This is a genomic window from Paenibacillus sp. FSL F4-0236, assembly GCF_038000135.1.
Lineage (GTDB): Bacteria > Bacillota > Bacilli > Paenibacillales > Paenibacillaceae > Paenibacillus_AQ.
In genome coordinates this window covers 6,063,275-6,077,256 of the sequence record NZ_JBBOBK010000001.1, presented here as the reverse complement: position 1 = coordinate 6,077,256, position 13,982 = coordinate 6,063,275, and the positions used below count along the sequence as shown (strand labels likewise).

The following is a 13,982-nucleotide window of genomic DNA, read 5'->3' as shown; positions in this document are numbered from 1 at the left end:
GATTGCCTTGATCATACGGATCGGGCACCCTTGGCTTCCTTTATTTGAGGTGTCCCAAGAGGCTATGGTACAATAACTTGAGTGTTGCGAGAGGAGGTAGGGGATGAATCGGTTCATCCGGAATTCTGGTTTTTATTTGATTTTATTTTTAGTCGTGGTGGGTATTGTCCAGTTTGTGAGCAATGGAAATGAAGCCGCCGATTTCCCTAGATACGACGAGTTACGGCAGGAGATCAAGAGCAACAATGTGAAGGATTTGACGGTTCAGTTTGAGGGTAATGCCTTTTTAGTTACAGGCGAATATAGAGAGTTGCCTGCCGATACTAAATCGAAAAGCTTCTCCACATATATTCCTCCAACAGATGCTGCTATTAATGAACTGATTCAAGCCAGTGATGTTAATGGGATTGAATTAACTCAGAAGAAAATGGAAGGTACCAGCATTTGGCTGACATTCCTTTCTTCTATTATCCCGCTAGTCATTATGTTCATCTTGTTCTTCTTCCTGTTTAACCAGGCGCAAGGTGGCGGCGGTAAAGTCATGAATTTCGGCAAGAGCAAGGCTCGGTTATATAATGAAGAGAAGAAGAAAATCAGCTTCGAGGATGTTGCAGGGGCGGACGAAGAGAAGCAAGAGCTTGTCGAAGTCGTTGAGTTCCTGAAAGATCCGCGCAAATTTGCAGCTGTCGGTGCACGTATCCCTAAAGGCGTACTGCTTGTAGGCCCTCCGGGAACAGGTAAAACATTGCTTGCACGTGCAGTAGCAGGTGAAGCCGGTGTTCCTTTCTTTAGTATTTCCGGTTCCGATTTTGTAGAAATGTTCGTGGGTGTCGGTGCTTCTCGGGTACGTGATTTGTTCGAGAACGCTAAGAAGAACGCGCCATGTATTATCTTCATTGATGAAATTGATGCTGTGGGTCGTCAACGCGGCGCCGGACTCGGCGGCGGACATGACGAGCGCGAGCAGACACTTAACCAATTGCTGGTTGAGATGGATGGATTCGGTGGTAACGAAGGCATTATTATTGTTGCGGCAACTAACCGCGCTGATATACTTGATCCTGCATTACTTCGTCCAGGACGTTTTGACCGTCAAATTACGGTTGACCGCCCCGACGTAAAAGGCCGTGAAGCTGTACTTAAGGTTCATGCCCGTAACAAGCCGCTTACGAAAGATGTAAGACTGGATGTTGTCGCTAAACGCACAACTGGATTCACGGGTGCTGATCTAGAGAATCTGCTAAATGAAGCAGCATTGCTAGCTGCACGTCGTAACCGCAAAGATATTTCCATGATTGAAGTGGATGAAGCCATTGACCGTGTTATCGTGGGTACTGAGAAACGTAGTCGGGTTATCAGTGACCGTGAGAAACGCATTGTTGCTTACCATGAAGCAGGCCATACTATAGCTGGTTATTTCCTTGAGCATGCTGATATGGTGCATAAAGTTACAATTATCCCACGCGGACGTGCCGGCGGATATGTTATTATGCTTCCGAAGGAAGATCGGATGATCGTTACCAAGCAGGAGCTTTTGGATAAGGTTACTGGATTACTTGGTGGACGTGTTGCCGAAGAATTGTTTATTGGTGAGATCGGTACGGGCGCATACAGTGACTTCCAACAGGCTACGCGTATCGTGCGTGCCATGATCATGGAGTACGGTATGAGCGATAAGCTTGGACCTATGCAGTTCGGCTCTTCTCAAGGCCAAGTATTCTTGGGTCGTGATATTGGGCATGAACAGAATTATAGTGATTCCATCGCTTATGAGATTGATCAAGAAATGCAGAACTTTATTACTTCGAGCTACGAACGTTGTAAAGAACTGTTGCTCAAACACTCTAAAGAAATGCACCTGATTGCCAATACGTTACTTGAGAAGGAAACACTTGAGCTTGATCAGATTAAAGAGCTGATTGAACAAGGATTCCTTTCTGAAGATGGTAAGGCTGAGGGTGGCGAAGGTGTTGCGCTTGAAGTTGGCGAACCTGTCATTGATAATATCGGTGATGTTCGTGTCCGCATTCAAGGCAAGTCTGAAGATACTGATTCCACGCCTCCGAACCTATCAAAGGAAATCCCGAACAAACCTGAATCTGAGGGTAATGACGGATCTGATGATGACAATAAAGGCGGCGGAACTAGCCTCACCTAAGCAGGATCACTATTCATAAGATGTAAATTAATCCGGAGAGCGTAATTGCTCTCCGGATTTTTTATTTTAATTTTTAGGTAATTTCATGCTTAGAAGCCTGTCTAGTCACATTGACAGGGGCTGGAACGTTGTGTACATTAGTGATTAATATTACTTACTATTAACATCAGCTTATTCATTTTTTCGGATGATGGCTCATGCCATTTGATAACATCGCACCGGCGTAAAGCCGCGAAGATTTAAGGGGGAGAACAATCGGTGGAAGCTCTGGCACTTGAGCGTAAGCAGGAACAGAATCGAGAACTTCGTATACGTCTTGAACAGCTTAAGAAGGAAAGAAACGCAATCATTTTAGCTCATTATTATCAACGTGATGAAATTCAGGAGGTTGCCGATTTCCGGGGAGACTCTTTTTTACTCGCTCAGAAGGCTGCAGAGACTGATGCAGAGGTTATTGTATTCTGCGGTGTTCATTTCATGGGGGAAAGTGCTAAAATTCTGGCTCCAAACAAAACCGTCCTTATTCCTGATGAACGTGCAGGCTGCCCAATGGCTGATATGGTCAATGTAGACGGTTTGCGTAAGCTTAAAGCGCAACATCCAAATGCTAAAGTGGTGACTTATATCAACTCGTCTGCAGAGATTAAAGCGGAAACTGATATCTGTTGTACCTCTGCCAATGCCGTGAAAGTAATCGAATCCCTCGATGCTGAAGAAATTATCTGGGTACCCGATAAGAATCTTGGTCAATACGTACAAGATCAGACCGGCAAAAAACTGATTATCTGGGAAGGCTATTGCAACACTCATGATATGTTGACTGTTAAAGATGTAGTAGAAATGAGAGCGAAATACCCAGAAGCAGAATTTGTAGTTCATCCAGAATGTCGTCCGGAAGTAGTGGCCATGGGTGATTATGTAGGTAGTACTACATCCATTCTCGAGTATTGCCGGAAATCTGACCGTAAGCAATTTATCGTTGGAACTGAGGATGGTACAGGATATCAGCTTCGTAAAGATAGTCCGGATAAAGAATTCCATTTTGCTACAAAATTTCTTGTTTGTCCTAATATGAAAGTTAACAATCTAAAAAAACTGGTGAAATGCCTGGAGACGATGAAGCCACAAATCTATGTACCGCCTGCTGTCGCCGACAAAGCCAGAACTTCCCTAGAGCGCATGCTACAAGTCCGGTAGTATGCGCTACTCTTTCGTTGAAACAGGTGAAACGCGGTCATGATTCCACAATATTTGGTTGATTTTGATCTTCGGGATATTCCTAAAGTAAAGACAGATTGTATTGTTATCGGTTCAGGGATTGCCGGATTGTTCACAGCTATTAAAGCTAGTGAAGATCGGCGTGTCATTATGATCACAAAGAAATCAGTAATGGAGAGTAATACTCGCTATGCACAGGGGGGGATCGCAGCTGTAATAGCTGAGGACGATTCCCCTGCTTACCACCGGCAGGATACATTAATGGCGGGAGCAGGTCTGTGCTCATCCACAGCTGTCGATGCACTTGTTAATGAAGGACCAGATAGAGTTCATGAGCTAATTCGTTTAGGTACTCTTTTTGATAAGGAAGATGGGGTACTGGCTTTGACGCAGGAAGGAGCGCATAGTCACCGTCGTATTTTGCATGCTAATGGAGATGCTACAGGTTATGAGATTGTTCGTGCCTTGGCTGAACAGGTAGCTGAACATGAGAACATTGAGGTGTGGGATGATCATTATGTCATTGATCTCATTACTGAAGGTGGAGAATGTGTAGGCGCATTGTTGCAGCGTCCCGGCGGAGGACGGTTATTCCTGCAAGGGGATGCGACTATTTTGTGCTCTGGCGGTGCAGGACAATTATTTAGATACACTACCAACCCTGAAGTAGCTACAGGCGACGGGGTAGCCATTGCTTATCGTGCCGGGGCTCATATACGAGATATGGAATTTATTCAATTTCATCCTACAGCATTGAGTTATCCTGGAGCTCCTAGATTCCTAATCTCCGAAGCAGTTCGTGGGGAAGGAGCAGTATTGCGCAATATTAATGGAGAGCGGTTCATGGAACGATATCATGAGTTGCTTGAGCTAGCCCCACGAGATATTGTAGCTCGGGCTATTGTAAGTGAAATGGAGCTTACAAAGTCAACGTTTGTCTATTTGGATATTACGCATGAATCCCCAGAAATGGTGAAGCATCGTTTCCCTACAATACATGAGACCTGTATGGGCTATGGACTGGATATTACAAGTGATTGGATTCCAGTGGCTCCAGCTGCGCATTATATGATGGGGGGCATTAAGACCGATCTGAATGGGGAGAGTACGATTCCTCGCTTGTTTGCTTGCGGGGAGGTTTCTTCCACAGGCGTACATGGGGCTAATCGATTAGCAAGCAATTCATTATCGGAAGCAGTTGTTTTTGGACATCGTATTATTGAGCGGATTCGCCAATTATCTCCGCTTGGACGTGATGTTACATCAGTTAGTAGCAACGAAGGGCGTGTTGATTCGCCAACTCAAGCTATTGTGGAACGCCGTTTGAAGCTACAAAAGGTAATGGTTCGATATGCTGGATTACGACGTAATGAAGAGACCTTGTCTAAGGGAATAGAAGAATTGAAACGGCAGCTACCCATCTTTGGATCCGTATTGACTAAACGAGAGGAATACGAGTTCGCTAATATGCTGACCTGCTGTTTGCTCGTGACAGAGTCTGCTCTAGCACGGGAAGAGAGTCGCGGGGCACATTACCGTGAGGATTACCCGCAGCGAAGTGATGATCAGTGGCGCAAGCACCTGCTTCAAATTCGCGATCTGGGAATAGTGGAGGAATTAAGCGATGATGTTTAATGGTTACAATGAAGAATTAGTACAATCCATTAAGGCTTGGCTGCGGGAAGATGTCGGTTCGGGTGATGTAACAACACAAATGACAATACCTGTTGGCCATGAATCTAAAGGGATTATTCATGCTAAAGAAGATGGCGTAATTTGTGGTATCCCGATTGCAGAGTTGGTTTTTGAAATTGTTGATCCTACGCTTAGCTTTACAGCCCTTGTAGAAGAAGGTCAGGCAGTGACAAAAGGGACTGTAATTATTGAGGTAGAGGGAAGCACACATGCAATTCTTACGGGTGAACGGCTTGCACTCAACTTGATGCAGCGTCTTTCCGGTGTAGCATCACGTACGTCATCTTTCGTACAGGTGCTCGATGGATTACCGACTCGTCTAGTAGATACACGTAAGACTACACCAGGACATCGTATGCTGGAAAAATATGCAGTTCGTGTTGGTGGAGGCTTTAATCATCGTTTTGGTCTATATGATGCGGTTATGATCAAGGACAATCATATCAAAGGTGCAGGTGGTATTAGGCAGGCAGTAGGTCGTGCGCGGAAGAACATTCCACATACGATGAGCATTGAAGTAGAGACTGAGAACTTAGAGCAAGTCGAAGAGGCGCTGGCAGCAGGTGCTGATATTATTATGCTTGATAATATGTCTAACGAGATGATGAAGCAAGCGGTGGCTAGGATTAAAGCTAAAGCTCCACATGTCAAGACAGAGGCCTCCGGCAATGTATCGTTAGAAACGGTTCGTGGGATCGCAGAAACAGGTGTGGATGTGATTTCTGTAGGACGCCTTACGTACTCCTTTTCCAGTCTGGATATTAGTCTAGACCTTAATGCCAAGAAGGAAGGGTCCTCATCATGATGCTTGCTGTCGATGTCGGTAATACCAATATTGTTCTCGGTGTATACAGAAAGCGCGAATTGTTACATCATTTTCGGCTAAGTACTGCGCGCCAATCCACCGTGGACGAATATGGAGTGCTGATACACAATCTTTTTCAGATGTCAGGGATCTCTGTTAAAGATGTGGAAGGTGTAATTATATCCTCGGTAGTTCCACCTCTGGTTAAGACTATCGTGGATATGTGTATAAAGTATATAGGCAAAGATCCGTTACTCGTAGGACCAGGGATAAAAACGGGACTTAATCTTCGCTATGAGAATCCGCGTGAGATTGGCGCAGACCGGATTGTTAATGCTGTGGCTGCGATTGAACAATATAAATGTCCGCTTGTTGTTGTTGATTTTGGTACGGCTACGACCTTCGACTGTATCGATGCAGGGGCTAATTATCTTGGAGGAGCGATTGTTCCGGGTCTTGTTATTTCTACAGAGGCCTTATACCAGCGGGCGTCGAAACTGCCACGAATTGAGTTGGAGAAGCCTAAAAAGGTTATCGGACGTAATACAGTTCACGCTATGCAGGCTGGTATTATTTTTGGGTATGCAGGCCAAGTCGAGGGGATTGTAAAGCGTATCAAAATCGAGATGAACGCTCCGGAACTGAAGGTTATTTCTACTGGAGGCCTCGCTTCGCTAATTGCGGGGGAGACGGATTGTATCGACGAAGTAAATCCTATGTTAACACTAGAAGGATTACGAATTATTTATGACCGTAACCAATAAAGATAAAGAAGCCTAAAGGGCGAAGAGATAGGAGGGCTATGCACCCAATGGAAAAAAAGAAGGATCGACTTATCCGTGGAACAGCTATGAATGGTAAAGTGAGAGCGTTTGCTGTCCGCACAACAGAATTGGTCGAGGAATTGCGGCGCAGACATGATACGTATCCAACGGCTACAGCCGCACTTGGACGTACAGTTACCGCTGCAGCCATGATGGGCGCTATGCTCAAAGGAAGAGAGAAGCTATGTATCATGGTCAAAGGGGATGGACCGATCGGGCAAATCGTTGCGGAGTCCAATGCGTTGGGAGAAGTGTGCGGTTATGTACACCATCCTCACATTCACTTACCTAGCAATAGTATGGGCAAATTGGATGTCGCTGGAGCCGTAGGAACTGAAGGGTTCATTGATATTATAAAGGATTTAGGTTTGAAGGAACCTTATCGAGGTAGTATTCCTATCATCTCCGGAGAACTTGCGGAAGATTTCACTTATTATTTCGCTGTTTCTGAACAAACCCCAGCTGCAGTTGGATTAGGTGTATTAGTGGATACCGATGAGTCAGTGATTGTAGCCGGAGGGTTTATCGTGCAGCTTCTTCCAGGACTGACGGATGCGGAGATTACGGAGATCGAAAAAGCTCTAGGGGCTATGCCTTCCGTGACAACACTTCTTGATCAGGGTCTAGAGCCAGAAGAAATGCTGCGTTTTCTTTTGCCGGATGCGGTAGTTATGGATGAACTGGATATTAACTTTGCTTGTCAATGTTCGCGTGAGCGGGTAGAGCAGACATTGGTTAGCTTAGGGCAAGATGAACTGGAGAGATTAATTGCAGAAGATGAGCAGGCTGAAGTTGTATGTCATTTTTGCAACGAGGCTTATGTTTTTAATAAGGACGAATTACAGGTCATTTTAGAACAAGCGAAATCGTAGGGCATGGGATGATGACGAGACAGGAACGTGCACTTCGCAATACGGTTGTTATTCTGGCTGTTGCAACTTTAATGCTCGGGGGCCTATTGTTCTGGAGCTTACGCGCCATGGCTCTTCTAAAAGGGGATACAACAGAAAACGAAACACCGGATGCAGCGACTGCAGGCGGACAACCGATAACAGATAAGCAGTGGATGGATGAGCTCAAAAAAAAGCATGGCCACGAAGTGCTGGTTGGAATGATCAATCATATTGTTGTGGAGATGGAAGCAAAGGCTCTGGGGATTACCGTGACCGACGATGAGGTTGAGCAAGAACTTGCACGAACTATGGTTGGATACGGATCGGAAGAACAGTATTATGCACAAATGCAGTCTCAGCTGGGATTATCTCGTCAGGAAGTGTTCGCAGAAACGGCTTATCGTCTGACCTTACAAGCAATAGCCACTGATGGTATTACGATTAAGGAAGCTGATATCGATACTTATTTAGACCAAAATACGGAGCGTTTCACTCCCAAAAGGGAATTGGAACTCTCCATGATTAAGGTTTCATCTTATGATGAAGGCGAGCAAGTAATGGATCGCTTGGAGCAGGGTGAGAATTTTGCTGATTTAGCTAGGGAAGTTTCCATTGATGCAGAGAGTCGGCAGCAAGGAGGCCGTTTGGGCAAAGTAGAGGAAGACGATCCTTTTTGGCCTGAGGGACTGCTTAAGACCGCTGCTAGTTTGGATGAGGGTGATATAGCGGGGCCGATTCAGGCGGAGGACGACTTCGCTATCATTCGACTAGAGAGTATTCACACACAAAATATTCCTGATCAAAAGGAAATTCGGGCGCTGGTACGTCAAGAGCTGGCGTTGGAGCAAGCACCCCCTCTACAGCAAGTGGAGAGTGATTTGCGCACGAAATATGATGTGGCAATAAATATTGACAACAGCCTGCAAGATTGATAATATGATATTAACGTAAAACCTACCGTTTTAGTCGGAAATAACTAACGGTGGTCCAATATCTATACCCCTTTATAGCAGTTATTATTGCATAATAGGGACACACATACAGAAGAGTAAAGTCACAATTTACGTTCTTATATCGCATTTATCATTCTAAGGAGGTTTTTGCTCATGGCTAAAGTCGTTAACAACGTAACAGAATTGATCGGAGGTACTCCGCTCGTTCGTTTGAATCGTCTGGCACAGGAAGGCTCCGCAGATATTTATTTGAAATTGGAATATCAGAATCCGGGATCAAGCGTAAAAGACCGTATCGCAATCAGCATCGTTGAAGAAGCTGAACGTGAAGGTCTACTGAAACCTGGAGGTACAATTGTAGAAGCAACCAGTGGTAACACTGGTATTGGCTTGGCACTTGTGGCTGCGGCTAAAGGTTATAAGGCAGTTATCGTAATGCCGGAAACCATGAGCTTGGAACGCCGTAATCTACTTCGTGCATACGGAGCAGAATTGGTTCTGACTCCAGGATCGGAAGGCATGAATGGTGCGGTTAAGAAAGCGGAAGAAATTCTGAAAGAGAACCCAAGCTATTTCCCATCGGAGCAATTCAAGAATAAAGCGAACGTGAAGATCCACCGTGAGACCACTGGACCTGAAATCGTTGAAGCTATTGAGTCCATCGGAGGCCCACTGGATGCTTTTATTGCAGGTATCGGAACAGGTGGAACGATCACGGGTGCAGGTGAAGTGCTGAAGAGCAAATATCCTGACGTGAAGATCTATGCTGTGGAGCCTGCTGCTTCTCCAATCTTGGCAGGAGGCAAACCAGGCCCTCACAAAATTCAGGGTATCGGAGCAAACTTCATTCCTGAAATCCTGAACCAGGACATTTATGATGAGATCATCCATGTTGAGAACGATGAAGCATTCGAAACTGCACGCCGTGTAGCTAAAGAAGAAGGCGTCTTGTCTGGCATTTCTTCCGGTGCAGCAGTATTTGCAGCACTTAAGGTTGCTAAAGACCTCGGTCCTGGCAAGAAGGTAGTTGTCATCATCCCAAGTAATGGTGAACGTTACCTGAGTACACCACTTTACAATTTCGAAGCGTAATTGTTTGCAATAACGTAATTTATAAGAGTCTTCATACCACTTTTCTGGTGGTGATGGAGACTCTTTTCGTTGATTATATGGGCAAAAGGCTCTATGGATATATGACGACCTAGACGTGGTAATTTATTATTTTTGAAAAATGCTATGGTTTTTACTGAAGACTTAAAAGCCATAATAATTTCCTATAGCTGGGGGCTTTTCAATAATGCCTTAAGTACAGTATACTGACAGGCAATATACTACTGATGATTAATAATAAGTAATTGCTAGATAAAACTAAGCAAATGCTTACGAAGTAAGTTTTGTCCCGAAGATTAAACTGTAGGATTATGCTAGACAAAACTAAGCAAATGCTTACGAAGTAAGTTTTATTGCGAAGTGATGTCTATGATGTAATTGCTTCATAAAACTTTTAGGAGGATGGCTTTGGAAATCATAACGACATGGAATGAGTGGGAACAATGGGCAGCTGAAGACTGGAGCATGTTCCCCTTGATTATAAAATCACCCAAGTGCTCGGGGGAATTGCCCGCATCCTGGAAGAAGGCCTGGGAACTAGCTTCCGAATACTCCGTAGTGTTGGAGAGTGGCAAGGGTGGCCGTTATACGTACTTAGGTTTAAATCCTGTATCAATATTAAAAGGCAAGGGAGAAGGCGCTGAGGTGTTTAGCCTTTCTCCCGAATCATTGGGTCATACAGCCGATGAGGGTTCACATGAGACTACAACGCTGCTAGGTAAGCAGCTAGAGCTGCTACAACAATGGATGTCAGGCTTCACCTCGCCAAGTCTAAACGTTCAGGGCATTCCTCCATTTACCGGTGGATGTATTGGATTTCTAGGGTACGATGTGGTTCGCTCATTGGAGCGTTTACCGTCTCTCGCACAAGATGATCCCGGTTTTCCTGATTATCTCTTTATGAGGATGGATGAGGTATGGATTTATGATCACAAAGAGCATGTGCTTTATTGTGCTGTTCATGTCCCGGTTCCAGCAGAATGTGGGATGGAGGATTTGCAGAACCTTTATCTCGGTGCTATAGAACAGGCTGGGCGAATGGTAGAGCAGTGGCAGTTGATATCCACTGCTTCGGGATTGAACGAAGAGGTCAAAGGTAGCATTGAGGCCCTCACAGATTCCTCAGGAGAGTGGCCGGGTATGACCTCGGCCTTCTCACCTGAGAAGTTCCAGCAGGCTGTGCTGGACGTTCAGGAATACATCCGCCAAGGCGATGTATTTCAAGTGAACCTCTCGCTGCGCCAGGAGGCGCAGCTGAAGTCCTCGCCGGAGGATGTTTACGAATGGCTGCGCAAGCTCAATCCGTCCCCGTACATGGGGCTCTTGCGGTCGCCCGGCTTCGCGCTATCCAGCGCTTCACCGGAGCTGCTCGTCAAGCTGCACGGGGACAAAGTGAGCGCACGGCCAATCGCCGGCACCCGGCGCCGAGGCCTGACTCCCGCGGAGGATGCCGCCATGGAGGCGGAGCTTCGCGGGAGCGAAAAAGAGATCGCCGAGCATATTATGCTTGTCGATCTGGAGCGCAACGACATCGGGCGTGTCGCTGCATATGGATCCGTCAGCGTGCCTGAGCTGATGACGGTGGAGCGTTACTCTCATGTGATGCATCTCGTTTCGCAGGTAGAGGGCCAGGTCGCACCGGATAAGGATGCTTATGCTGTAATCGCAGCATTGTTCCCAGGGGGAACGATTACAGGCGCGCCCAAAGTAAGAACAATGGAAATCATTGAAGAGCTGGAGCCGGTTCGGCGTGGGCCGTATACAGGATCCATGGGCTTTATTGACTATAACGGAAATATGGAATTAAATATTATTATTAGAACACTGGCTGTAAAGGATGGAGTCGGATATATTCAGACAGGTGCGGGCATCGTGATCGACTCTGATCCATACCGTGAATACCGTGAATGCCATAATAAAGCCAAAGCGGTAGTGAAGGCAGTACTCTGTAGTGAGTTACAGCAGGAATCCCAAACTACCAGCGGCGCCGAAGGGGGAGAAACACTGTGATCTTGGTCATCGATAATTATGATTCCTTTACGTATAACCTCGTACAGTATTTGGGTGAACTTGGGGAAGAGGTTAAAGTACACCGCAACGATGAAATTACCATTGAAGAGATTGAAAAAATGGCTCCCGATCATATTTTAATTTCTCCAGGACCATGTACACCTAATGAAGCGGGGATCAGTTTGGAATTGTTACATCATTTCAAAGGTATTATTCCGATCTTCGGCGTATGCCTTGGGCATCAGGCGATAGGCCAAGCATTTGGTGGAAATGTTATTCGTGCAGAGCGTTTGATGCATGGAAAGACATCCCCGATTCATCATAATGGTACGTCGGTTTTTGAAGGTCTGGAGTCTCCTTTTACGGCAACGAGATATCATTCTTTGATTGTAGAGCGCGAGAGTCTGCCGGATTGTCTGGAGATTACAGCGGAGACCGAAGAAGGGGAGATTATGGCACTGCGCCATAAAGAATACCCTATCGAAGGTGTGCAATTCCATCCGGAATCGATTATTACGGATCATGGTCATACGATGCTGCGTAATTTCTTGAAACGGAGAGCCGGAGAAACGGCATGAAATATATAGGATTTAACAATGGTGTCATTGATGCAAGACAAGCCGTGGTTTCCGCCCTGGATCACGGTTTTTTATACGGCATAGGATTGTTCGAGACCTTTCGGACGTATGGGGGAGTGCCTTTTCTACTGGAGCGTCATTTGAAGCGTATGGCAGAGGGCTGCAAGGAGCTTGGTATTCCATTTGCGCAGGATGTTGAACAGCTGCAGGAGTGGATCCAGCGTGTTATGGACAAAAATGAATTAAAAGAAGCTTATATACGCTATACCGTGACCGCTGGTGAGGATATTCTCGGATTACCTGCGGGCGACTATTGCGAACCCAATCATTTGCTGTACATCAAAGCGCTGCCGAAAGTATCCGAAAAGATATATAGCGAAGGCAAAGACCTGCAATTGTTGTCCTTAAGGCGTAACACTCCGGAGGGAGCAGTGCGATTCAAGTCTCTGCATTATATGAATAATATTTTGGCCAAGCGTGAGCTTAGGGGCTATGCCTCTGCGGCGAATGGTGCTGAAGGACTGATGTTGACTGCACAAGAGATCATAGCAGAGGGCATTGTCAGTAACATCTTTTTTATAAAAAACAATATTCTCCACACTCCAGATATCTCAGCTGGGATTCTACCGGGAATTACCCGGGAAATGGTAATGGAGCTGGCTCGTAGTGCTAGAATTAGGGTAGAAGAGGGCGCATATCATTGGGAGCAGTTAAAAATAGCCGACGAAGTATTTCTTACTAATTCCGTACAAGAAATTGTCCCGGTCACAACGATTTGGGAAAAAGATAAAAAATTTACCGTAGGCGATGGCCTTTGCGGCAGAATGACTTCGGATTTGATTTCATTCTATAGAGAAAGGACGGGAATACCGAAATGAGACCAGCCATATTCAAGCGGACATACCGCTGTGGAAATACTGATTTGGAATTGGGAAAGCGAACGCTGATTATGGGCATCCTGAATGTAACCCCGGATTCTTTTTCAGATGGAGGACTTTGGGATGATCCGGACAAAGCAGTAGAACATGCGCTACAAATGGCCGCAGACGGTGCTGATATTATAGATATTGGTGGAGAATCTACCCGTCCTGGTCATAAACCAGTGGGGCTTGAAGAGGAATTAGCTCGTGTATTGCCTGTCATCGAGAGTATTCATCGAGCGGCACCGCATATTCCGTTATCTATAGATACGTACAAAGCTGAAGTGGCACGCCAAGCTATTGCTGCTGGTGCCCATATCATTAATGATATATGGGGCTGTAAGGCTGATCCGGAAATGGCGGTAGTGGCAGCAGCTGCAGACTGTCCCATTATTTTGATGCATAACCGGCAGGACCGTGATTATACGAATCTAAGTGCGGATATGTCGGCAGACCTTAAGGAAAGTATTGATCTTGCTTTAGCCGCAGGAGTGAAGCCAGTCAATATCATCTTGGATCCAGGGATCGGCTTTGCGAAGGATTTTAATGAAAATTTGCAGGCGATGATGCTTTTGGACGGGTTGACTGAGTTTGGCTATCCACTGTTACTGGCGACTTCACGCAAAAAATTCATCCGGACCGTACTTGATTTGCCCGCTGATGATGTTGTGGAAGGTACCGCAGCTACAGTAGCCTTTGGTATTGCTCAGGGCTGCCAGATCGTACGAGTGCATGATGTATCCCTAATAAAACGAACGGTCAAGATGTGTGATGCGATGTTGTATGCTGCACCTCCATTGGTGCGTGAATAAAGATAT

Annotated in this window: 12 protein-coding genes; all 12 read left to right on the top strand. The window is 45.8% G+C overall.

Features of this window, described 5'->3' with window-relative positions; all coding sequences use genetic code 11:
- Positions 1-103: 103 nt before the first annotated feature.
- The 12 genes from ftsH (at position 104) to folP (ending at position 13,976) form a co-directional block, all read left to right on the top strand.
- Positions 104-2,158 carry an ATP-dependent zinc metalloprotease FtsH gene (gene ftsH / locus NSQ29_RS27090; protein ID WP_149643860.1) on the top strand — a complete coding sequence of 685 codons (2,055 nt, stop codon included), beginning with the start codon at positions 104-106 and terminating at the stop codon, positions 2,156-2,158.
- Between the two features lie 258 nt (positions 2,159-2,416).
- The gene (gene nadA / locus NSQ29_RS27085; protein WP_042183878.1) at positions 2,417-3,355 is read left to right on the top strand and encodes a quinolinate synthase NadA; all 939 of its coding nucleotides are present in this window, start codon (positions 2,417-2,419) and stop codon (positions 3,353-3,355) included.
- A gap of 39 nt (positions 3,356-3,394) precedes the next feature.
- Positions 3,395-5,011 carry an L-aspartate oxidase gene (gene nadB, locus NSQ29_RS27080; RefSeq protein ID WP_076286871.1) on the top strand — a complete coding sequence of 539 codons (1,617 nt, stop codon included), beginning with the start codon at positions 3,395-3,397 and terminating at the stop codon, positions 5,009-5,011.
- Positions 5,001-5,876, top strand: a complete 876-nt coding sequence (gene nadC, locus NSQ29_RS27075) for a carboxylating nicotinate-nucleotide diphosphorylase (RefSeq protein ID WP_042183890.1) — start codon at positions 5,001-5,003, stop codon at positions 5,874-5,876. The genes nadB and nadC overlap by 11 nt, the downstream gene beginning before the upstream one ends.
- Positions 5,873-6,640, top strand: coding sequence for a type III pantothenate kinase (locus tag NSQ29_RS27070; protein WP_042183892.1), 768 nt, complete (start codon positions 5,873-5,875; stop codon positions 6,638-6,640). Before nadC ends, NSQ29_RS27070 begins: the two co-directional genes overlap by 4 nt.
- 47 nt (positions 6,641-6,687) lie before the next feature.
- Positions 6,688-7,572, top strand: a complete 885-nt coding sequence (gene hslO, locus NSQ29_RS27065; RefSeq protein ID WP_042183894.1) for an Hsp33 family molecular chaperone HslO — start codon at positions 6,688-6,690, stop codon at positions 7,570-7,572.
- Positions 7,573-7,580: 8 nt separating this feature from the next.
- Positions 7,581-8,525 carry a peptidylprolyl isomerase gene (locus NSQ29_RS27060; protein WP_341126506.1) on the top strand — a complete coding sequence of 315 codons (945 nt, stop codon included), beginning with the start codon at positions 7,581-7,583 and terminating at the stop codon, positions 8,523-8,525.
- Positions 8,526-8,699: 174 nt separating this feature from the next.
- Positions 8,700-9,638, top strand: coding sequence for a cysteine synthase A (cysK, locus tag NSQ29_RS27055; protein ID WP_042123166.1), 939 nt, complete (start codon positions 8,700-8,702; stop codon positions 9,636-9,638).
- A 420-nt stretch (positions 9,639-10,058) separates the two neighbouring features.
- Entirely contained in the window at positions 10,059-11,666 is a 1,608-nt protein-coding gene (locus tag NSQ29_RS27050) for an anthranilate synthase component I family protein (RefSeq protein ID WP_445739178.1), read from the top strand.
- On the top strand, positions 11,663-12,244 hold the full coding sequence (gene pabA / locus NSQ29_RS27045; protein ID WP_341126505.1) for an aminodeoxychorismate/anthranilate synthase component II: 582 nt from the start codon (positions 11,663-11,665) through the stop codon (positions 12,242-12,244). Before NSQ29_RS27050 ends, pabA begins: the two co-directional genes overlap by 4 nt.
- Entirely contained in the window at positions 12,241-13,122 is an 882-nt protein-coding gene (locus NSQ29_RS27040; protein WP_341126504.1) for an aminotransferase class IV, read from the top strand. Before pabA ends, NSQ29_RS27040 begins: the two co-directional genes overlap by 4 nt.
- Positions 13,119-13,976: a dihydropteroate synthase gene (folP, locus tag NSQ29_RS27035; protein ID WP_341126503.1), complete on the top strand. Its 858-nt coding sequence runs from the start codon at positions 13,119-13,121 to the stop codon at positions 13,974-13,976. The genes NSQ29_RS27040 and folP overlap by 4 nt, the downstream gene beginning before the upstream one ends.
- Positions 13,977-13,982 lie beyond the last annotated feature (6 nt).